Raw genomic sequence first — 19,596 nt, 5'->3', positions numbered from 1 at the left:
ACTACAAGGCGAATTCTCGCGCTTTGTTCTAAAATTTTTAAAAATGCCATTCTTTACATTCACCAATAATAAACTGTTGGCGCTGGTGTTGGGTGTGCTCAAATCTATTAATATTCTGCGTTCATGTCCTCTAAACAGATTAATTACTTTGTCACTACTGCGCTGATAGCTGCCAAGCTCGACAATGCGAATAAGATAGCAAAACAACTATTGCTCACCGCCAGTAATGCGCGAGCTGTTGCATTGCGCGCTGGTGATAGTGCCGCTGGTTTTAAGCCTCTGACAGATTTTATCGATCAACTGGCACGCGTCACGATAGCCTCTTCTAAGCAAATAAATGTACTCGCTACTCAGCTCAGCCGAGTGTCGGCTAACAAGATGCGCACGGATAACGCTATTTGCCACTTTGAGCGAGCAGATCGCATTGCTACTGATTATGCCTATGTTGAGAGTTTATCTCCTGCTTATGGGCGTATTAAGCGCTCAGAACTGGCGTTAAATAACAAATATGTGGGTGAAATATTTCGACTTAATGACGCACTAGATGAGCTTGCGAGGGAACTGCGCACTGCGGTTATCTTAGCAACCTTATCACGTGTTGAAGCGTCGCAAGCGGCATTGTTATATCAAGAATCCTTAAATGGCGTTGCCGACAATGTAGAGTTGTCTGCTCGACAGATAAAAACCTTAATTGAAGAAGCTAAAAAGTTAGCTCAAGAGTTACACCAAGATGCAAACGTATAAAATTTTCGAAAGTAAACACCACCAGTGGCTGGTTTTTGGTCGTGATCCAGAAAAGCCAAATAAAATTATTGATACTAATCAGTATATGGTGGTTACAAAGAATAATGCATTACTGATGGACCCAGGAGGGATCGAGTTGTTCTCGGTGATGTTAGCTGCAATCGTTAAACATGTACCGATTGAAAAAATTACTCATTTATTTGCTTCGCATCAGGATCCTGACATCATTTCATCGCTGGGTTTGTGGGATCAAGCGTTGCCTGATGCAACGTTGCATTCTCCTTGGTTGTGGGAAGGTTTTATCCGCCACTTTGGCATGGACAATATTGAATATAGCCCGATTCCTGATGAAGGCTATCCATTGCGTATTGATGACGCCAACTTAACGTTTATTCCTGCACATTATCTTCATTCCTCAGGTAACTTTAATGTTTACGATGAAGAAGCGAAAATTTTAATGTCTGGTGATATTGGTGCAGCCATCGAAGGCGCTGACGCACCGCTGTATGTGGAAAACTTTGACGAACATTGCCAGAAAATGACCATGTTCCATCAACGTTGGATGCCCTCTAATCGCGCCAAAAATGACTGGGTTGAACGAGTTAGTAAGCTTGAAATAGATATGATGTGCCCACAACATGGGCGAATTTTTAAGGGAGACGACGTTAAACGTTTTCTTGATTGGTTCTATAAACTGGAAGTAGGAACAGCACTGGCCAACAAGACTTAGCACAGTGTAATATGACCTTTACTATTGGAAGCGATGCAATTTAAGCATCGCTTTTTTGTGCTCAAAACTAAACAAAACAAAGCAAATTGATAGCTGTTTTCTATAATTAACTGCATCTCATCACTTAGCGAGCGAGCAAGGGAATGATGTCTATTAGAACACTAGCAGTTAGCACTGTGCTGATTATCACTACTTTAACAAGCGATAAAGTCAGTGCTGACGAAATCAAAGAAGCTATAGATAGCGCATTAAATCATTACCAGAAAGGTGAATATAAAGACGCCATCTCTCAACTGCAATATGCCACTTCTCTATTACAGCAGCAAAAAGCAGACAATATCGTTAATATTTTCCCTGAGCCATTGTCAGGCTGGCAAGCAGATCAAGCTGAATCACAAATAGCGGGCGCTATGATGATGGGCGGTGGCATTTCCGCGAACCGCAGGTATACCAAAGATAATCAGTCAGTCGAGATAGAACTTATGGTGGATTCGCCAATGCTGCAAACTATGTTGGCGATGTTTAACAATCCTGCCATGATCACTATGAGTGGTAAACGGCTAACTAAAATCAATGGCAACAATGCCATGTATGAGCAAAACGGTAACAACATTGAACTTATTTTTGTGGTCAACAATAATGCTTTGTTTACGCTGCGCGGCCGTAATACTTCCAAGCAAGATGTTGAGGCGTATGCAAAAGCAATAAAAACCGATCAGTTATAATTACTCGCTAGCCGTTCGACGCAAAACACCGCTATCACATTTACTTAACAGTTTATCGCTACCACTTGGAGTAAAACTCAGTACAATAGCGCTAGTCTTATTTAGTTCGCTTTAACATTAATGGATTAATCATGTCTCTTTCTGTTGTAATTTTAGCTGCGGGTAAAGGTACTCGTATGCGCTCTTCTCTACCCAAAGTGTTACACCCCGTTGCTCATAAGCCTATGGTGGGTCATGTCATCGATGCGGCGCGCCGTGTGAATGCCGAAAATATCTATCTGGTTTATGGTTTTGGTGGCGATGTTTTAAAGGCACAAATTTCAGGTGATGATCTTACCTTTGTTGAACAGAAAGAGCAGTTAGGTACTGGTCATGCGGTTGATATGGCCTCACCTCACCTCAAAGACGACGAAGATGTTTTAGTACTTTACGGTGATGTCCCGCTAACGAAAGTTTCAACCTTGCAGCAATTGGTCGCAGCAAAACCGGTTGAAGGTATGGCGTTATTAACAGTTAAGCTCTGCGATCCCACTGGCTATGGACGAATCATTCGTGATGGTGAATCTGTTGTGGGTATAGTCGAGCAAAAAGATGCCAGCCCAGAGCAATTAACCATTAACGAGTGTAACACTGGGATTTTATTAGCCAATGGTGGTGACTTAAAACGCTGGTTAAGCAACCTTTCCAATGACAATGCGCAAGGCGAATACTATCTAACGGATATTATCGCGATGGCTCACGGCGAAGGTAAACAAATTGCTACTGCTCACCCGGAAACTGAAATTGAAGTGGAAGGTGCAAATAATCGTGTGCAATTAGCGGCGCTTGAGCGTGCTTATCAACAACGAAAAGCCGAGCAACTGATGATTGCTGGCGCAAGCTTACGTGATCCTGCCCGTATTGATGTGCGCGGCGAGCTATTGGTGGGGCAAGAAGTTAAAATCGATATTAACTGCATTTTTGAAGGCCAAGTAGAGCTTGCCGACGATGTAACGATTGGCGCTAACTGTATTTTAAAGAACTGCAAAATAGGTAAAGGGGCGGAAATAAAGCCAAATACCATCATCGAAGATGCCATCATTGGTGAGCTTGCTTCTGCTGGTCCATTTGCTCGCATTCGCCCGGGCTCTGAGCTTAAGCGCGATGCACATGTGGGCAATTTTGTAGAAATGAAAAAGTCTGTGTTGGGTGAAGGTGCTAAAGCAGGTCACTTAACGTATCTTGGCGATGCTGAAGTGGGCAGTAAAGCCAATATTGGTGCCGGTACCATTACCTGTAACTACGATGGCGTTAATAAATCGAAAACACGTATCGGTGATGGCGCTTTTATTGGCTCAAACGCATCCTTAGTGGCGCCAGTTACTGTGGGTGAGATGGCAACAACAGCAGCAGGCTCCGTTATTGTTAAAGATGTAGATGCTAATGAGCTTGGTGTTGCTCGCGGTAAACAGCGCAATATCAAAGGTTGGCAACGTCCAACTAAAAAAGACTAATGTTACGCCTAGTTTAAAAGGCTCAGTCTTATGTTAACAAAGGGAGCATTTAGCTCCCTTTGTCGTTTAATCACTGGATTATTTTGCTCAGCTTTTTGGCATGGTTACTTTCCTGATTGAGCACGATAAAACTCAATACCGGTTGCCCAGCGATGTGGTATACCAGGCCAAGCCTCACTGTAGGTCTCTCTATCTAATTTCTTTTGTGTTGATGATTTTGTAGTGGGTAAGTACTCACATTTAACTTTCTTTAGATGACAATCTAGAAACGCTAAGACAAAGTGACGATTAAAACGGGTGAGTTGTTCACTACTCCAACTGGGCTCAAAATAATGACCTAAATCTATATCGTCTTGATACGCGATTTTAGGCGCAGGATGCGGTGCAATATTGTGTCGTGCATTGTTGTAGACCAGCAGGTAGTTATCTTGCGAACTGGTTTGCTGAAAGAGTTTTCTCACGCCATATTCAAAGCCTGAAATATCGTCTTGATCACCAGCAACGTATAAGCTTGGCACTTTCAGCTTATTAAGCGCTGCTGAGCTATGTAGGTTTAGCTCTTGGCCCCAAGGCGCAAACGCGACCATAGCTTGCCAGCTGGTATCTGGTTTTTCTTCACCTGCATTACAAAAACTAAAAGTCGGTGCTAGCGCTTTGGCTTGTTGCTCATTAAACCCTAATGCCGTTAAGCTATCGGGTTTAATGTCATAACAGCCACCTACTGTATTGATCGCGCCATAGCCGCCCATGGAATAGCCAATGACACCGGCGCGCTTGAAGTCGCTAATTTTACTAATCTCACTGCGCTGATGGCGGTAATGATCTAAAACAAATTGCTGATCACGGCTGCGATGTAGCAAGGTAGAAACAAAGCCAGCAGTTGCAGCGTTAACAATGTCTATTTCTTTCGTAGTCGAGTCGGTATGGTCGATACTAGCAACCACATAACCATGGCTGGCCAAGTGCTCGGCCAAATAAAACATAATGGTACGATCGCCCGTGTAGCCATGTGAAAGCACAATAAAAGGAAAGCTACCTTGTGTTAAAGGCGCAATATCGCGGTAAGCATTTCCTTGTAGTTCAAATGGCTTATGTAAACGTGTTACTGCTTTATAGGTGGCCCGATTGCCATTGGTACTTTCTTCGGCGGGATACCACAACTCTATCGTTAAGGGGCGTTCGTAAGTACCATCAAAATCCGTATGATCAAATGCTGTTTTATTAACGATGCGATCGGTGATAACACCTACCGTATATTGTCCTGATGTTGCCAACTTAGGCATTACACTTGGCTGATTAGTAAATAACTGTTCAGCACTGTAGTTTATTATTGGTTTAGCTAAAGCCTTACCAAGCGTAGCATTAACGTTTGCCAGTGTCGTAAACGACATTAATAGACTAGGAAATAAAAACAATAGTGTTGTGCGTATGGGTTTAATCATCATCTTCGTCGTTATTATTTTTTAATTTGTAATATTAATATTACTTAATTACGAAAGATTAGCATACAAAGATTGGTTAAAAACTAGCTAGCCACAATATTCATTGGCTTTACTGATATTTTGGCTCGCGACTGGTCACTTTTTTCAAATAGTTACGCGATTCTGCTCTTGGGTGCTTATTGGTAAGTGCCCAGTAAACAGACTTGCTTTCTAACTGATTAATGCGGCTAAACGCGGTATTGCGATTACTGTGAAAGGTTTTCAACACATTGCCAGTACCACCATTGTAAGCAGAGATGATGGCGTAATGCTTACTTTTACTATTGGTGACCTTCTGTAAATATCTATCGTCAAGAATCGACAAATAAGCAGTGCCGATATCAATATTTTGTGCCGGATTAAACAGTATTTGCTTACTTGGTTGGCCGGGTTTACGTTTAATTTTTTGATAAACGTCACGGCCTGCTGTCGCAGGAACCACTTGCATTAGCCCATAGGCGTTAGCGTGACTGACCGCGAATGGATTAAAGCTACTTTCTGTTTCAATAATGGCGTAAATCAGTGAAGGCGCAATCTGGTACTTTTTCGATGCCGCGATCACATAGTCGCTAAATTGGTGCTTGCGCAATTTCTGGTGATCGGTAACCAAAGTGAAGTTCACTTGGTGCAGTGGCTTTTTACCTAAGCGCTTTTTGATCAGCCTTTGTTTGACTAAGTAATCGGCGAAGCGCCCTGCCCGCCATTGGTAGCGAATGGGTTTTTTATCAGTATCAATAACTTGACGATACAGAAAAGGCGTGGCGCCTAGTTTCGGCGCGTCACTTGAAAAAATATCCGTATTTGCGGGATCTGCAGGCGTCAGTAAGGTCGTGACAACCGCTTGCTTTAGCATTGCAAGCGGCTGCTTCGTAGCGACGGTTTCAACAGTGACCGAGCCTTTGGTGAAATCGATAATGGCTCTGGCCTGATAATCGTTACTGTACTTTACGTACTTGCGCGTGCTTGGTAGTTCGCTATTGCCCTTCCCCCATTGCTTTTCTACAAACTGCTCCAGCTCTGCTAGCGCTTGTTTGATTTTCGCTACGTCATATTTAATCGCCTGATGGCTTTGCTCTGCTTGTTTAGCAATAGCAGGAATATTCTCAGGATTTGTTTTAATTTGCTTGACCAGTTTTTCGACATGGGCAGGTGAAGATAGATTCGGTGTTACCTTACAGCTGGTAAGCAGTGTTAATAAGATAAACGTAAGAAATAGTCGAAACATACTGATTGTAAACAAAGTGGCTACGGAAAAGCTCCGTTTTACCTTGGCGTTGCGTGAAAAGCCAGTAAAAGCGATGTGATCTAACAAAAACATAACTTAGCGTGGGCTTTTTGAACACTTATCAATTTGACAATGTTTTGTTTGTTACTATAATTCTTTCGAAACGAAACTTATTGCTTTGTATTACTCTAATTTTATCCTTTAAAACTTTATGTCCAAAAGAAATACTCAACAGCGCCGTCATATTATTATTAGTGAACTGAATAGCCACGGTGAAGTTAGTGTTGATATGCTAGCAAAGCGATTTGAAACTTCAGAGGTTACGATTCGAAAGGATTTAGCCGCTTTAGAAAAAAGTGGCTTGTTATTACGCCGTTATGGCGGGGCAATCGCCCTACCGAAAGAAATTGTTGAATCGGGCTCGGCACAGCTCTCTGTGCAGAAAGAACAAATTGGCAAAGCGGCGGCAAAGCTTATTAAAGATCACTACCGCATTGTTATCGACAGTGGCCGCACGACATCAACTGTGGTGAATCATTTAAGTGATAAAAAAGGCTTAGTAGTGATGACCAATTCACTTAAAGTGGCTGGGCAACTAAACGAATTAGAAAATGAGCCAACATTATTGATGACCGGAGGGACTTGGGATCCCACCTCAGAGTCATTCCAAGGGCAAGTGGCAGAGCAAGTGCTAAAGTCTTACGATTTTGATCAGTTGTTTATCGGTGCTGACGGTATCGATATTGGTCGCGGCACCACAACCTTTAACGAGCTAGTGGGTTTAAGCAAAACCATGGCGAGTGTCGCACGTGAAGTGATTGTCATGGTGGAGTCAGAAAAAATCGGGCGGCGGATCCCCAATCTAGAACTTGATTGGCAACAAATTAATACGCTGATCACTGACGAGGGCTTGTCGGTAGCAGTAGAGCAAGCATTAACAGCAAAAGGCGTAAAGGTAATTTGCGCCAGCAACAATTAAGGATATTAAATATGTGTGGCATTGTAGGTGCAGTAGCACAGCGAGATGTAGCAGAAATCTTAGTTGAAGGCTTAAAACGCCTCGAATATCGCGGTTATGATTCCGCTGGCGTAGCTGTGGTTGATAGTAATAATCATCTACAACGTGTCCGTCGCTTAGGTAAAGTACAAGCCTTGGCTGACGCGATTAATGAAACACCGCTAACCGGCGGTACCGGTATTGCGCACACCCGTTGGGCGACTCATGGCGCGCCGAGCGAGAACAATGCTCACCCGCATGTTTCGTCAGACACGATTGCCGTGGTGCACAATGGCATTATTGAGAATCATCAAGAATTACGCACTGAACTGCAAGCAAAAGGTTATGAGTTCGTAACCGAAACCGATACCGAAGTGATCGCGCACTTAGTACACCATGAGCTGAAATCAGCGAATAGTTTGTTAGCGGCAGTACAAACTGCCGTTAAGCAACTTGAAGGTGCCTACGGCACGGTAATTTTAGACACGCGTGATATTGAGCGTGTGGTTGTTGCTCGCTCAGGCAGTCCGTTGGTGATTGGTTATGGCTTAGGTGAGAACTTTATTGCTTCTGACATGATGGCCTTACTGCCTGTAACACGTAAGTTTGCTTTCCTCGAAGAAGGTGATGTGGCAGAAGTTACTCGCTTTGAAGTGAATGTTTTTGATGTCGATGGCAGGCCTGTTATTCGTGAAGCCAAAGAGTCGGAAGTTAGCCACGATGCCGGTGACAAGGGCGAATATCGCCATTATATGCTGAAAGAGATTTACGAGCAGCCAAAGGCAATTCGCAACTCGCTAGAAGGTCGTTTGTTAGGTGGTGAGCTTAATATTGATACCTTTGGCGCTGGCGCAGATGAAATCTTCCGTGATATCGAACATGTGCAAATTATTGCCTGTGGTACCAGCTACCATTCAGGCATGGTGGCGCGCTACTGGTTAGAAGCTCATGCCGGCGTGTCGTGTAATGTCGAGATTGCCAGCGAGTTCCGCTATCGTAAGTCTCATGTGCAAAGAAATGCGCTATTAGTGACGATTTCACAATCGGGCGAGACTGCGGATACGCTAGCGGCGCTTCGTTTAGCTAAAGAGCTTGGGTATCGCGCTAGCTTAACTATATGTAACGTGCCAGGGTCGAGTTTAGTGCGTGAGTCTGATTTAGCGTTTATGACTAAAGCGGGCGCAGAAATTGGCGTAGCGTCAACCAAAGCGTTTACTACCCAACTGGTTGGTTTGATGATGATGACATTGGCGCTGGGTAAGCATCACGGTATGAGTGAAGCGGATCAGCACGCGATGGCACAAGCGTTAACGACCCTACCGAATAAAATTGAAGAAACTTTTGCCTTAGCGGACGAAATTGAAGATTTAGCGGAAGACTTTGCCGATAAAAATCACTCATTGTTCCTTGGCCGTGGCGATCAGTACCCGATCGCGATGGAAGGTGCGCTTAAGTTAAAAGAAATTTCTTATATCCATGCTGAAGCATATGCCGCTGGTGAATTAAAGCATGGCCCATTGGCGTTAATCGATGCCGAAATGCCAGTAATTGTGGTGGCGCCAAAGAATGACTTAATCGAAAAGTTAAAATCAAATGTTGAAGAAGTGCGCGCTCGTGGCGGTTTAATGTATGTATTTGCCGATAGCGCCGCCAAATTTGACAGCGACGATACAATGAAAGTGATTAACGTGCCGCACTGCGACGATATGATTGCGCCAATCGTTTACACCTTGCCACTACAGCTGCTTTCTTACTATGTGGCGATAATTAAAGGGACGGATGTTGATCAGCCGCGTAATCTGGCGAAATCGGTAACGGTAGAGTAATTTTATCTGCTGAAGTTATACTTTTTTAGAAAGTAGAACGAGTTCGACTGCAATTTAAAGAAAAAAAAGCGACTGCTCATAGAGCTAGTCGCTTTTTTATTTCTATTTTTGAGTTGTCCTTTTAGCTTAAAGTGAAAGACTAAATCGTTCGCGCAAGAATTTAGCGACACCGTCGTCGTCGTGATGACCAATAATTGCGGTTGATGCCGATTTTATATGGGCTTTAGCATTTTCTGGCGCATAACATTCATCGGCAATTTCAAACATGCTGGTGTCATTGTCGCTATCGCCAAAGCAGATAATGCTATCTGCGCCTAGTTGATTTTTTAGCGCTAGTACCGCAGAGCCTTTATTGGCTGCCGCGTGGTGCACATCTATCCAACAATAATCTGCTACTAAGGCTTGGCCTGAGTAGGCAACGAGATTTGCTTGAGCCGAGATACTCTTATTCGCCTCTTTAATTATTTCGCTTGGCCCAATCATACTGATGTTAGTGACATGCAGGTCACCTTTACATTGCTCAATTGGTAGCAAGCTGACACCACCTTTCTGGCTTAAACGCTGCAACAGACTTTGCTCTACTTTATTCTTCAGAGTGCCATGAAAAATATATCGGTGTGCACTTCCGTCCAACTTAGTGTCTAACGCACTGACAAAAGGAGTCGATTGCGGTGAAGCCATGATTTCGACCGTTGCTAAACTGTCATCCACGCTAAGACAATGATTAAAGCTAAAGCGTTTTTCATTGGGACACCAAGTTAACACGCCATTGGTGTAAATATGGGGAAGCGAGAAAGCATGCTCTTTGATCACTGGTGCTGCCGACAAATCACTGCGTCCGGTGGCGATCGTATATTGAATGCCTTGGTTATCGAGCGCACGTAGCGTTGCTAGTGTGTAAGCGGAGAGTTGAGACTGTTTGTTCAATAACGTCTGATCAAGGTCAAAAACGACCAATGGGTTAGTAGCGCGCAAATTTATTGTCTCTTTTAGTGGAGGTGTTTTAACACGGCGTAGGGATTTTGTCTTAACGGAACTTCAAGGCGGTTGCTGCCGTTTTTAGTTGGTTGTCCCACCATTTCATCGTATGCACTTTCGTGCCTAAGCACAATTTCTTTAATGTCGAGTTTTTCGAAATGTTCACGCATTTTGGTGAGATTTCTGGTGGTTAGCGTTTTATGTTCTGATTGCCAAACCACATGTTCACAGCCGTCGATCACAACAATCGCCTGATACAAGGCTTGTTCAAGCGAGTTGATAATTAACTTATCGATTGGCGTGGTTAGCAGGTCTTTATATAGCAGTTTCATCTGGTTGCTCGGTTATACGATATTGTTTGATGTTTAAACTGTTTGATTAATGTACGACTTTTTACCGCTGTTTGATCAATACCAAGGTATCGCCCCTCTGAACCAAACATTAATATTCAGTTGTTGCTTGATCTCAACTTACGTTGAGGTTTTAGGCTTGTGTCTTTCTTTATTTAATAGAAGGAACAAAACATGAGGATAGCCATTGTCTTGGGCACGAGTAGGCGTGAAGGAAACACTGCTAAATTGGTTAATGACTTTATTAGCAATTGTGAGCACCAAGTGTCGCTTTATCAGCTAAGTGATTTCCACATACTGCCTTATGACTATGAGTTTGCTAATCAAACGGATGATTTTTCAACATTGATTGATGAAGTGGTAACAAAGCATGACGTTATTTTGCTTGCCTCACCAATCTACTGGTATTCACCGAGCGCGCAGATGAAAGTGTTTATGGATCGACTAACGGATTTGTTGGAAATCAATAAACCGCTTGGCAGACAATTGAAAGGCAAGGCTGCGGGCGTTATCGCGACAGGCGTCGACGAGCAACCTACCCACTGTTTTGAACAAATTTTTAGTTTAACGTTTAAGTACCTAAATATGCGTTATTTGGGCATAGTTTATACTTCATGTCCTGAAGATGACTGCAATGCATACGACAGCAATGTTAGAATCAAGCAATATGAATCGCTAATTCAACGCTTTCAAGAATAAACTTGCGAGTGTCACTTGATCAGGCATACCAGTTTCTTTTAAACCCAATTTTTTTTGATAGGCCAGAAATACTTTACTATCGATTGTGGTAAAGTGTTTACCATCTACCTCATCTTTATAAAACCCCATAGCTTTTAGTCGCTGTTTTGCTCTTAACAATATTTCTTCGTAATGAAAGCCTACCGCATCACCAATTTGAACCTTTACGATCGTACTCTCTTCGTTAAGCCTTATGGGAAAAATAGACTTTATTAGTGCGTTAGCGGCATCAAAGTACTTAATTTCAGGATTAGATTGGCAGTGCTTTTGTAATAGCATTAATAGCAACTCAGTCGTTTGCCAAGGTGAAATATCGTAGTTTTTGGCTTGGACTTGATTAAATGAGGTGAGATATCCCTCTAGCCAGCCAGCATACAACAAAAAATCAGAACTTCTATGTTCTGTAGCCGTTAAAAAATCAGCACAAGACTTTCTTGCTGCCCCCTTTGCCGCAAATTTTCCATCTTTGTCAGCAGCTAGCACATGAGTGGTCAGCGTCAGTAAGGTTAAGTTGATAGTAAATAAAAGTATTTTAATGTTCTTCATAATTTCCCTATTAAAAAGCCTAAGTAGGAATACTTAGGCTATTTTTATACAACAACTGCTTTTAAATGCTAAATTTTTCTTCTACGTAAGGCTAATCCACCCAAGCCTAAGCTAATTATCAGGATAGACGCTGGTTCAGGGATATCGTTGACATCTGGCACAAATACCGTAATTGGATCTTGGGTAAATGACAAAGCGCCAGATTCGGCAAAAGAAACGCCAGTAACGAATGCTTGTGGGTTGTCTGGGTCCAAGGCTAGGTCAAGGTTAATACCTTGAATTGAGAATGTAGTTACTCCATTAAATCCATTAAGAACAAAGTCAAAGGTCTCACCGGAGTTAAGTGCAAACTGTTGCAACATATTGTTAAACATAAACTCCAAAATATAGCCGTCTGGGTCAGGAACCGCGTCAAATGGTGGTGCTGTAACCGTTGCAATAGCGAGGCTTGATGTATATGTATAGCCAGATGCTACATCAGGATCAAACCAGATTGTTTCGTCTTGTTGAACATCAGGGAGAGTAAAAACAAATGCTCCATCTTCATTCGTAGGGTTACTAGGGTCGGGTAAAATAGGCGTAAATGGCGATTCACCTAGCTCACCGAAACTTGCCAGAAAAATGGTTGAATCGTAGCCGCCATCAGAAGCATCTGCTAGCAGTAACCTAAAGGTGTTTACACCCTCTTGAACAGGTACATCAAACCTAAGTAAAGGGTTACCGTTAGGAGCTAGTACACCATTTAACTCAGTACCAGGTAAAGGCAGAAAGTCAGGATGATTGATATTGATAGGTGCTAGTTCATCTCCTGGCGATGCTCCTGTCGGCAAGGCTCCAGCAACATTTTGACCATTTACAAATAGACCAAAGCCGTCCACAAACCCTGAATCGACGAATTCAGGGAATTCCTCTGAACCAAAAGCACCGAAGAAGGTGATTGTTGAGGCGCTATCCTCATCAACAGTGAAGCTAATGTCGAGCTGAACGGGGTCGAAATGTTGAAGCTGGCCTGTTAAAGGAGACAGTTGATCGTTTTGTTCTTGGCTTGCACTACTTCCATTATCTAACCCAAATGAATTACTGGTATTTGGGCCGTCTTGATAACTTGTAACGTTACCGGTGCTAAAGACTATACCGCCAGCAGCTGGCAAGTTGTAAACACCGGAGGCATTAGTAAACAAGCCTGCTTGGTTTAATGGTGCGATTGGGTTGTCAAGGTTAACATTCCCATTTTCGCCTGGCCCACACCCTATTTCATCTTCACAATTACCCTCATCACCAGATTCTGAGCTAAATCCACCAGAGAGTATTGCAGAATTTATTGTGATCCCAGAACCCGGAACGAGAAGAGTGTTGGCGAGTTCAGTTGCATCTTGGCTGGCAGTAATGACTATTGCGTACGAAAACTGTGAACTGATCAAGCTAGCTAAGGCGCTAACTCCCAGCAGCAAGCGGATCAAACTACGTCTATTTCTCATGTTTTCTTCCTTTAAAATTATGATAATTGATAGTTTTTCTATTGGTCAGACGAGTTAATAGCAAAACATATGCCCAAACAGTTGGGTTTAACTATGTTATTGAATTTATTTGGTTGTTTTTGAATCTTGTTGAAAATAAATTGCTAAAGTGTAAATAAAACAGACGATTAGGGTAAGCTAGGTAAGTTCATAATCGTGAGCTGTTGTAAAACTAGTGAAATGAAAGCTTTCACCTATCGTTTCCTCTTAACAAATAAAGTAGGCTTTCATAGAGTTGCAAAGTTGATGCGTTATATTATTCATCGCTTTGTATATGAATTGATAGGCGATTTAAGGCCATGCGTAAATGTTGTTGAACGCTATAATGGTTAACCTTTGCCGCGAGTTTACGTAAACTAAAGCAAAAACAGGCGTACTTTTAGAATAATTATTGGGAAATCAACTATGCTCACTTCCTCTGCCGAGTGGAAAAACCTTCAAAAACATTATCAAGATATCGAAGATATTCATATGAAATCACTGTTTGAGCAAGACAGTGAGCGCTTCAACAAATATTCGATGACGGCGGCAGGGCTGACTTTAGATTATTCAAAGAATCATATTACCGAGCAATCCATAGAGCATTTAGTGGCATTGGCTCAAGCCGCCAATGTTGAACAACAGCGTGAGCGCATGTTTGCTGGTAGTGAAATTAATGTGACCGAACATCGCGCAGTACTGCATACGGCATTACGTAATTTCTCTGGCCAGCCAGTGTATGTTGATGGCCAAGATGTGATGCCTGAAATTGAGCAGACGCGTGCGCAAATGAAGCGTTTTGTTGAAGCGGTATCAACCGGCGAAAAGAAAGGTTACAGCGGTAAGGCATTTACTGATGTCATCAGTATTGGCATTGGTGGCTCATTTCTTGGCCCTAAAATTATGTCAGAGGCGTTGAAGCCTTATCGTCAAAAACATATTAATGTGCACTTTGTTGCCAACGTTGATGGCTGTCACTTGCAAGATGTATTAGCGGGCTTAAATCCAGAAACCACGTTGATTATCACATCATCAAAAACGCTGACGACACAAGAAACATTGCGTAATACCCAGTCTGCGAAAGAGTGGTTTTTACAAACTGCTACGCAAGCCGATGTTGAATATAACTTTGCTTGTGTTTCAACCAATATTACAGCGGCGCAAGAGTTTGGTATTAATCCTGACAATATCTTCCCAATGTGGGATTGGGTCGGTGGTCGTTATTCGGTTTGGTCGGCAATTGGCTTACCGTTAGCACTTGCCATAGGTTACGAAAACTACCATGAGTTCTTAACCGGCGCGTTTGAGCTTGATCAGCACTTCCAGCAGGCACCGCTGTCGCAAAATATGCCTGTGATTATGGCACTGCTGGGCATATGGTACCGCAACTTCCATGGTGCTCAATCACAGGTATTACTGCCTTATTATCATTACTTGCGTGGTCTTCCTGCCTATATTCAACAGTTGGATATGGAAAGTAACGGTAAGTCGGTTAATTTAAAGAATGAGGAAGCAGACTACGACACTGGCCCGATTATCTGGGGCAGTGAAGGCACCAATGGTCAACACTCATTCCATCAATTGATCCACCAAAGTAAAACCCATATTCCTGTGGACTTTATGATGCCGCTTCACCCTGCAAGTGAATGTGCCAATCACCACGATATGCTAGCAGCAAACTGTTTTGGTCAAAGTCAGGCGCTGATGGAAGGGCAAAGTGAAGCGCAAGTGATTGCTGCGATGAAAAAAGCAAAATGTAGTACCGAAGAGATTAAAAATCTCTCTAGCCACAAGGTGATGAAAGGCAATAAACCAAGCAATACCTTATTGTTCGACCGCCTTGATCCAAAAACCTTGGGCAGCCTAATTGCGTTGTATGAGCAAAAAGTATTTGTGCAAGGTGTGATTTGGCAGATTAACTCGTTTGATCAGTGGGGGGTAGAGCTAGGTAAAGCACTTGGTAATCAAGTATTAAGTAAACTTGCAGATACCAACGCTGAGTTGACGATGGACGGCTCTACCAATGGCTTAATTTCGCTTTATCGCGCGCGGAAATAACACCTTTTCTCTATAACCTGCTTACTAGAAAATACACGCTTTAACGTTTATATCTTTGGTAAGCAGGGTGAAACTCTAAGTAATCACACCAAACACTAAAGCTTTTCGCCGTGAAACGCTTATCCGTTGCGCGATACCACCGCGACGCCCCTCTAGGCGGCAATACAAATTTAATACTGCGACCGTCAATGGCAACATAGCACGCCAATTCGCGTGTTGTTTCATTGGTTACTTTAACGCGGACAAAACCATCGGCGTTGTAGCCATATTCAGTGTCGATGCGTGGAATTGCCGATGCATGGAACGTCGTGATCAAAGCGACAAGAGCGATAGCTGATTTTTGTTTGATGGCATAAAACAAGTTTTTCATACGAGTCGTTTTTATTCGCTTGCCTTTTGCACTTGTTGCTTGCTTAGCAGCCATGCAGAGGCCGCTATTAAACTAGTTCCTAACGCCAGCCTTGCGATATCAGCGTGTTCATTAAACAAGGTTAATGCAAATATAACCGCAAATGGAATATAGGCATTATTCATCACTGCAAGTGATGCTGCGTTAACTTGTTTTGCACCATAATTCCACAGCGCAAAACCTACGCCGGATGCGATGATACCTAAATATAGGATCACCAACCATTGACGGTTAGTAATGTCTGATACGCCCACATAAGACTGCTCAACTAACACAATTATCAGCATAAAAATCGCCGCACCTATGTACATTATCGACATATTATTGGTGTGGTCAGTGCTGTACGCTTTACTGATACGTTGATAACCAACTTGGCCTGCGGCAAATGCGAGATTAGCACCTTGCAATATGATAAAACCAACTAACCAAGCATCACTATTTGGTGCTTTAAAAACGATCACGGCAGCACCAGCAATTGAGAGTAAAATGGGTAGCATTTGTTGTAAGTTAACACGACGTGACATTAAGCCGTCGATAAGAAAAACGTAAATAGGCGTAAATATTGTGAAAACTGCCACTAAATAACCGGGTAAATATTGATAAGAACTAATGTAGGCCCAGTACATCGCACCAAACTGCAGGGCTCCTAACAATAGAAACTGAACGCTTAGTTTGTTATTGGTGGTTAAACGAATAAAAGGCAAAAAGACCAGGGCACACAACAATAGTCGTAATGCTGAGACAAGACTTGGAGCAATACCGGTTAATTCTCCTTTAATGAGCCCAAAGGAAAATGCCCATAAAATTGAAACAAAAACGAGAGCTTTCACAGTACTTTGTTTTGCGTAGTTTGATTAAATTGCTGAGATAGTAGCACAAAGCCAAATCGAGATATTGAGAGATTTTCGAAGCTTATTTGTACAAGTTAACAGAAAGGAAAAATTTTTTGCGCTGCTGGGTTGAAACCGAGTTAACTAGCTACCATGTCTGTTGTAACAAAATGTAGTCGGTTCGATTGCATGATGAACAAAACAATAATTAAACTGATGCCATTGCGGTATTGAGTTGTATTTTGAAGAGAGAAGTATTGCCATGGCGAATTTAGTACCAATTAAAAAAGAACATCACCAAAATTTGAAAATCGCTGCACAGCGCAGCTTAAAGCACATTGCAGGCTTACACATTGTGCCAATTACTGCGCCAGAGTACTCAAAAGGTGCAATGAGCTACCCAGTATTTATTGTTAAAGACCCTGACTCAAACCGTTTCCGCTCAGTGGCTATGCTAGGTTTAGAAACGGGTGAAAACTTATTCTTGAAAGGTGATGACTGGACTGGTTTATACGCACCACAAAGTGTTGGTATGGTGCCATTCTCATTAGGTTTAGACCCAGACAAGGAAAAAACACTAACGGCTTGTGTTGACCTAGATAGCGAATATGTAGGTGAAGATAAAGAGCTACCTTTGTATAACGAAAAAGGCGAAGAAACGGACTTGATGAAGAACATTCAAGACACGCTTGGCCGTTTATATGAAAGTGAAGTCATGACTGAGCGTTTCATTAAAGAAATGCAAGACGCAGAATTACTTGAAGAAGTTGAGTTAGTGATTACGTTTGCCAACGGTGAGAAGAAAAAAATTGTTGGTATTCATACCATTAAAGAGCCGAAGCTACGTGAGTTGTCAGACGAGCAAGTACTAGATTTTCACAAGCGTGGTATGTTCATCCCAATCCACTCAATGCTATCGTCAATTGGTCAGTTAAACCGTCTGGCTCAGTTACGTAACGAACAGAGTGACGTGAAGGTGGCTGGCGTACAAGTAGTACCACTTGAAAAATAAAATGAATTTATAAAATAGTTAATATAATCATTATATTAATCACAAATTAGGGGCTTAGGCCCCTTTTTTATTGGCATAAGTCCTCGGTACTCATACAGCGTGCGATAACGGTTAACAACTAGCCACTGCTGTGTTAGTTTAAGCTACATTGCTAATAATAGGTTATGTGGTAAATAACGAGGATTTTATGGCAGACAACAATAAACTTTCCAAGGAACTGGAAGAACAAATACAAAGCCTAGCCAGTGAAGTCTACATTCAAGTAGAAGAGCGTATGGCGAGTATTATATCGTCTGCGCAGCAACAACCTATCTCAGAGCAAGTGATCACAGAACATCAGCTCTACCAAGCGGCCCTCGAGAAGCAACAACAGTTAGCGGCAGATCTCGCAGCGGCTAACCAACAAACCGAATCAGAACAAGCCAAACACCAACAAGCACTCGATGAGCTGCAAGCGAAACTTGATGCTAGCGAATCTGAAGTAAAAAATATTGGTAAATTGAACAACGCTAAACTTACTGATACTGAGCAAGTACTTAAAGAAAAAATCGCAAATATAGCTGCGCAAGAACAAAAGATTGCTGAGTTAAATGACGAGCAAAATAAAACTCAGGAAAAGCTGGCAGATATCACCGAGCGACTAGCACAGACTAAACAAGAAAATCAAACGCTAGCAACAAAAGAGCAAAACTTACTCAAATCAGACAAAGCAAAAACCGCAACGCTGGAAGTTCAAAATCAGCAAATATCTGATCTCAATACCAAGTTAAATGAAGTTAGTAGTGCACTAGAGCATGCTCAATCACAATTTGGCCAGCAAAATGAAAACATGCAAGCTTCTTTGGCCAACGAGCAAGCACAAAATAAACAACTAACGGAGCAAGTTAGCACCCTGACTGCACAGCTTGATCAAAGCCAAGCGCAACAGGATAAAGACCAAGGAGAGTTGCAGGCCAAGCTAGCGGAAGCAGAGCTGCAACGTAGTGAATTTAAAACTGAGTTAGATGCATTAACTACCGAGCTTAACGATAAAGTTGGGCAAGTGAACCTACTCCAACAAAACTTGCAGAGAGTAGAACAAAATGAGCAAGCGTTAACACAACAAGTTGGTGATGCAGCAAAGCAAACCGAGACACTTGAAGCACAGGTTAAGCAGTTATCAGATCAATTAACGCAGGCTAACAGCCATGGTGAGCAGCAAACCAAAGCGCTGGATGACGCTAAACAAGCACTTGCTGAGAAATCTGAGCAATTAACGCAGCTTGAAACCAATCATCAGCAATCGTCAGCAAAGCAAGCTGAACAACATCAAGTTGAAACGGAAAAATATCAAGCCGCTGAACGCAGTTATCAGCAGCAAATTGAGCAAGCCAAAATAAAAGCGAATGATGCTGAACGCGAGCATCAATCTCAGCTTCAGCAAGTTAAGGCGCAGCAAGAGCAAGTGGCGACTTTGACTGAGAAAGTCACCATCGCTCAAAAGCAACATGAAAGTGATGATGCCATTATTAGTGAATTAACCGGCAAGTTAGCGGCTGGTGAATCTTTGTTTACCGAGAAAATTGAAGATTTAACCAATCAAGTGGCATCGCTCGAAAAGCAATTAACGCAAGAACAGCAAAGCTCAGAACAACAGCAGATCAAACTCGATAAGCTAAATGAACAAATCAAGCAAGCACTAGCAAATGAGCAAAAAGCGGAAGAAAAGCTGGCTAATGCGAAAGAGAAATTCGAGCAAGATAACAATAACACCCGCGAAACAATTAAGTATCTGCGTGATGAAAACTTAGAGCTCAATACTAAGCACGAGCAAGAGTTGACTGAGTTAGAAGACAAATTACGCGAATATCGTTTGCGCTTTGAATACGCGCAGCAGCAGCTTCAGCAAAACTAACCACTCTATTGGATAAAAATTTAACAACTCCCGCTGATTTCACAAGAGATCAGCGCTAGATCTT

General features: G+C 42.4%; 18 protein-coding genes. 10 read left to right on the top strand and 8 right to left on the bottom strand.

Annotated elements, in window-relative coordinates:
- The first annotated feature begins 123 nt into the window (after window positions 1-123).
- The 4 genes from DXX92_RS18930 (at window position 124) to glmU (ending at window position 3,692) form a co-directional block, all read left to right on the top strand.
- Window positions 124-744: a chemotaxis protein gene (locus tag DXX92_RS18930; RefSeq protein WP_116002217.1), complete on the top strand. Its 621-nt coding sequence runs from the start codon at window positions 124-126 to the stop codon at window positions 742-744.
- The gene (locus DXX92_RS18925) at window positions 731-1,474 is read left to right on the top strand and encodes an MBL fold metallo-hydrolase (RefSeq protein WP_116002216.1); all 744 of its coding nucleotides are present in this window, start codon (window positions 731-733) and stop codon (window positions 1,472-1,474) included. Before DXX92_RS18930 ends, DXX92_RS18925 begins: the two co-directional genes overlap by 14 nt.
- A gap of 143 nt (window positions 1,475-1,617) precedes the next feature.
- Complete coding sequence (locus DXX92_RS18920) at window positions 1,618-2,199, top strand: hypothetical protein (RefSeq protein ID WP_147301996.1); 582 nt, start codon at window positions 1,618-1,620, stop codon at window positions 2,197-2,199.
- 131 nt (window positions 2,200-2,330) lie between these two features.
- Complete coding sequence (glmU, locus tag DXX92_RS18915) at window positions 2,331-3,692, top strand: bifunctional UDP-N-acetylglucosamine diphosphorylase/glucosamine-1-phosphate N-acetyltransferase GlmU (RefSeq protein ID WP_116002214.1); 1,362 nt, start codon at window positions 2,331-2,333, stop codon at window positions 3,690-3,692.
- Between the two features lie 104 nt (window positions 3,693-3,796).
- On the opposite strand, the gene DXX92_RS18910 is transcribed toward glmU, so the two are convergent.
- Window positions 3,797-5,137, bottom strand: a complete 1,341-nt coding sequence (locus DXX92_RS18910; RefSeq protein ID WP_245961530.1) for an alpha/beta hydrolase family protein — start codon at window positions 5,135-5,137, stop codon at window positions 3,797-3,799.
- Window positions 5,138-5,243: 106 nt separating this feature from the next.
- The gene (locus DXX92_RS18905; protein ID WP_116002526.1) at window positions 5,244-6,398 is read right to left on the bottom strand and encodes a murein transglycosylase domain-containing protein; all 1,155 of its coding nucleotides are present in this window, start codon (window positions 6,396-6,398) and stop codon (window positions 5,244-5,246) included.
- A 211-nt stretch (window positions 6,399-6,609) separates the two neighbouring features.
- On the opposite strand from DXX92_RS18905, the gene DXX92_RS18900 reads away from it, so the two are divergent.
- Entirely contained in the window at window positions 6,610-7,377 is a 768-nt protein-coding gene (locus DXX92_RS18900; protein ID WP_116002212.1) for a DeoR/GlpR family DNA-binding transcription regulator, read from the top strand.
- An 11-nt stretch (window positions 7,378-7,388) separates the two neighbouring features.
- The gene (gene glmS / locus DXX92_RS18895; protein WP_116002211.1) at window positions 7,389-9,221 is read left to right on the top strand and encodes a glutamine--fructose-6-phosphate transaminase (isomerizing); all 1,833 of its coding nucleotides are present in this window, start codon (window positions 7,389-7,391) and stop codon (window positions 9,219-9,221) included.
- 126 nt (window positions 9,222-9,347) lie between these two features.
- Here the strand turns inward: glmS and DXX92_RS18890 are convergent, their stop codons facing one another.
- Together DXX92_RS18890 and DXX92_RS18885 are read right to left on the bottom strand one after the other, a co-directional pair.
- The gene (locus tag DXX92_RS18890) at window positions 9,348-10,196 is read right to left on the bottom strand and encodes an HAD family hydrolase (RefSeq protein ID WP_245961529.1); all 849 of its coding nucleotides are present in this window, start codon (window positions 10,194-10,196) and stop codon (window positions 9,348-9,350) included.
- A 14-nt stretch (window positions 10,197-10,210) separates the two neighbouring features.
- Window positions 10,211-10,531, bottom strand: coding sequence for a DUF6482 family protein (locus DXX92_RS18885; RefSeq protein WP_116002210.1), 321 nt, complete (start codon window positions 10,529-10,531; stop codon window positions 10,211-10,213).
- A gap of 192 nt (window positions 10,532-10,723) precedes the next feature.
- Here DXX92_RS18885 and DXX92_RS18880 point away from each other — a divergent pair, with 192 nt between their 5' ends.
- Window positions 10,724-11,248 carry a flavodoxin family protein gene (locus DXX92_RS18880; RefSeq protein WP_116002209.1) on the top strand — a complete coding sequence of 175 codons (525 nt, stop codon included), beginning with the start codon at window positions 10,724-10,726 and terminating at the stop codon, window positions 11,246-11,248.
- Here DXX92_RS18880 and DXX92_RS18875 read toward each other — a convergent pair.
- Together DXX92_RS18875 and DXX92_RS18870 are read right to left on the bottom strand one after the other, a co-directional pair.
- On the bottom strand, window positions 11,225-11,833 hold the full coding sequence (locus DXX92_RS18875; RefSeq protein ID WP_116002208.1) for a peptidoglycan-binding domain-containing protein: 609 nt from the start codon (window positions 11,831-11,833) through the stop codon (window positions 11,225-11,227). The genes DXX92_RS18880 and DXX92_RS18875 overlap by 24 nt on opposite strands.
- Window positions 11,834-11,901: 68 nt before the next feature.
- Window positions 11,902-13,311, bottom strand: a complete 1,410-nt coding sequence (locus tag DXX92_RS18870) for a choice-of-anchor L family PEP-CTERM protein (protein ID WP_116002207.1) — start codon at window positions 13,309-13,311, stop codon at window positions 11,902-11,904.
- Between the two features lie 444 nt (window positions 13,312-13,755).
- Here DXX92_RS18870 and pgi point away from each other — a divergent pair, with 444 nt between their 5' ends.
- Complete coding sequence (gene pgi / locus DXX92_RS18865; protein ID WP_116002206.1) at window positions 13,756-15,387, top strand: glucose-6-phosphate isomerase; 1,632 nt, start codon at window positions 13,756-13,758, stop codon at window positions 15,385-15,387.
- A 40-nt stretch (window positions 15,388-15,427) separates the two neighbouring features.
- On the opposite strand, the gene DXX92_RS18860 is transcribed toward pgi, so the two are convergent.
- Both DXX92_RS18860 and DXX92_RS18855 read right to left on the bottom strand, forming a co-directional pair.
- Window positions 15,428-15,757: a hypothetical protein gene (locus tag DXX92_RS18860; protein ID WP_181901792.1), complete on the bottom strand. Its 330-nt coding sequence runs from the start codon at window positions 15,755-15,757 to the stop codon at window positions 15,428-15,430.
- A gap of 11 nt (window positions 15,758-15,768) precedes the next feature.
- Window positions 15,769-16,626, bottom strand: coding sequence for an EamA family transporter (locus tag DXX92_RS18855; protein WP_116002204.1), 858 nt, complete (start codon window positions 16,624-16,626; stop codon window positions 15,769-15,771).
- A gap of 262 nt (window positions 16,627-16,888) precedes the next feature.
- Here DXX92_RS18855 and DXX92_RS18850 point away from each other — a divergent pair, with 262 nt between their 5' ends.
- Both DXX92_RS18850 and DXX92_RS18845 read left to right on the top strand, forming a co-directional pair.
- A complete protein-coding gene (locus DXX92_RS18850; protein WP_116002203.1) occupies window positions 16,889-17,638 on the top strand; it encodes a SapC family protein in 750 nt (249 codons plus the stop codon).
- Window positions 17,639-17,825: 187 nt separating this feature from the next.
- The gene (locus DXX92_RS18845) at window positions 17,826-19,532 is read left to right on the top strand and encodes a hypothetical protein (RefSeq protein ID WP_116002202.1); all 1,707 of its coding nucleotides are present in this window, start codon (window positions 17,826-17,828) and stop codon (window positions 19,530-19,532) included.
- Window positions 19,533-19,596 lie beyond the last annotated feature (64 nt).

The organism is Thalassotalea euphylliae (genome assembly GCF_003390395.1).
In the GTDB taxonomy this organism is placed as follows: domain Bacteria; phylum Pseudomonadota; class Gammaproteobacteria; order Enterobacterales; family Alteromonadaceae; genus Thalassotalea_F; species Thalassotalea_F euphylliae_C.
The sequence above is the reverse complement of the archived record's forward strand: the minus strand, read 5'-3'. Positions and strand labels throughout refer to the sequence as shown.

What these genes read in the sequence shown, in the direction of transcription:
- DXX92_RS18930 (WP_116002217.1), top strand. Translation starts at nt 124, where the DNA reads ATGTCCTCTAAACAGATTAATTACTTTGTCACTACTGCGCTGATAGCT.
- DXX92_RS18925 (WP_116002216.1), top strand. Translation starts at nt 731, where the DNA reads ATGCAAACGTATAAAATTTTCGAAAGTAAACACCACCAGTGGCTGGTT.
- DXX92_RS18920 (WP_147301996.1), top strand. Translation starts at nt 1,618, where the DNA reads ATGATGTCTATTAGAACACTAGCAGTTAGCACTGTGCTGATTATCACT.
- glmU (WP_116002214.1), top strand. Translation starts at nt 2,331, where the DNA reads ATGTCTCTTTCTGTTGTAATTTTAGCTGCGGGTAAAGGTACTCGTATG.
- DXX92_RS18910 (WP_245961530.1), bottom strand. Translation starts at nt 5,137, where the DNA reads ATGATGATTAAACCCATACGCACAACACTATTGTTTTTATTTCCTAGT.
- DXX92_RS18905 (WP_116002526.1), bottom strand. Translation starts at nt 6,398, where the DNA reads ATGTTTCGACTATTTCTTACGTTTATCTTATTAACACTGCTTACCAGC.
- DXX92_RS18900 (WP_116002212.1), top strand. Translation starts at nt 6,610, where the DNA reads ATGTCCAAAAGAAATACTCAACAGCGCCGTCATATTATTATTAGTGAA.
- glmS (WP_116002211.1), top strand. Translation starts at nt 7,389, where the DNA reads ATGTGTGGCATTGTAGGTGCAGTAGCACAGCGAGATGTAGCAGAAATC.
- DXX92_RS18885 (WP_116002210.1), bottom strand. Translation starts at nt 10,531, where the DNA reads ATGAAACTGCTATATAAAGACCTGCTAACCACGCCAATCGATAAGTTA.
- DXX92_RS18880 (WP_116002209.1), top strand. Translation starts at nt 10,724, where the DNA reads ATGAGGATAGCCATTGTCTTGGGCACGAGTAGGCGTGAAGGAAACACT.
- DXX92_RS18875 (WP_116002208.1), bottom strand. Translation starts at nt 11,833, where the DNA reads ATGAAGAACATTAAAATACTTTTATTTACTATCAACTTAACCTTACTG.
- DXX92_RS18870 (WP_116002207.1), bottom strand. Translation starts at nt 13,311, where the DNA reads ATGAGAAATAGACGTAGTTTGATCCGCTTGCTGCTGGGAGTTAGCGCC.
- pgi (WP_116002206.1), top strand. Translation starts at nt 13,756, where the DNA reads ATGCTCACTTCCTCTGCCGAGTGGAAAAACCTTCAAAAACATTATCAA.
- DXX92_RS18860 (WP_181901792.1), bottom strand. Translation starts at nt 15,757, where the DNA reads ATGAAAAACTTGTTTTATGCCATCAAACAAAAATCAGCTATCGCTCTT.
- DXX92_RS18850 (WP_116002203.1), top strand. Translation starts at nt 16,889, where the DNA reads ATGGCGAATTTAGTACCAATTAAAAAAGAACATCACCAAAATTTGAAA.
- DXX92_RS18845 (WP_116002202.1), top strand. Translation starts at nt 17,826, where the DNA reads ATGGCAGACAACAATAAACTTTCCAAGGAACTGGAAGAACAAATACAA.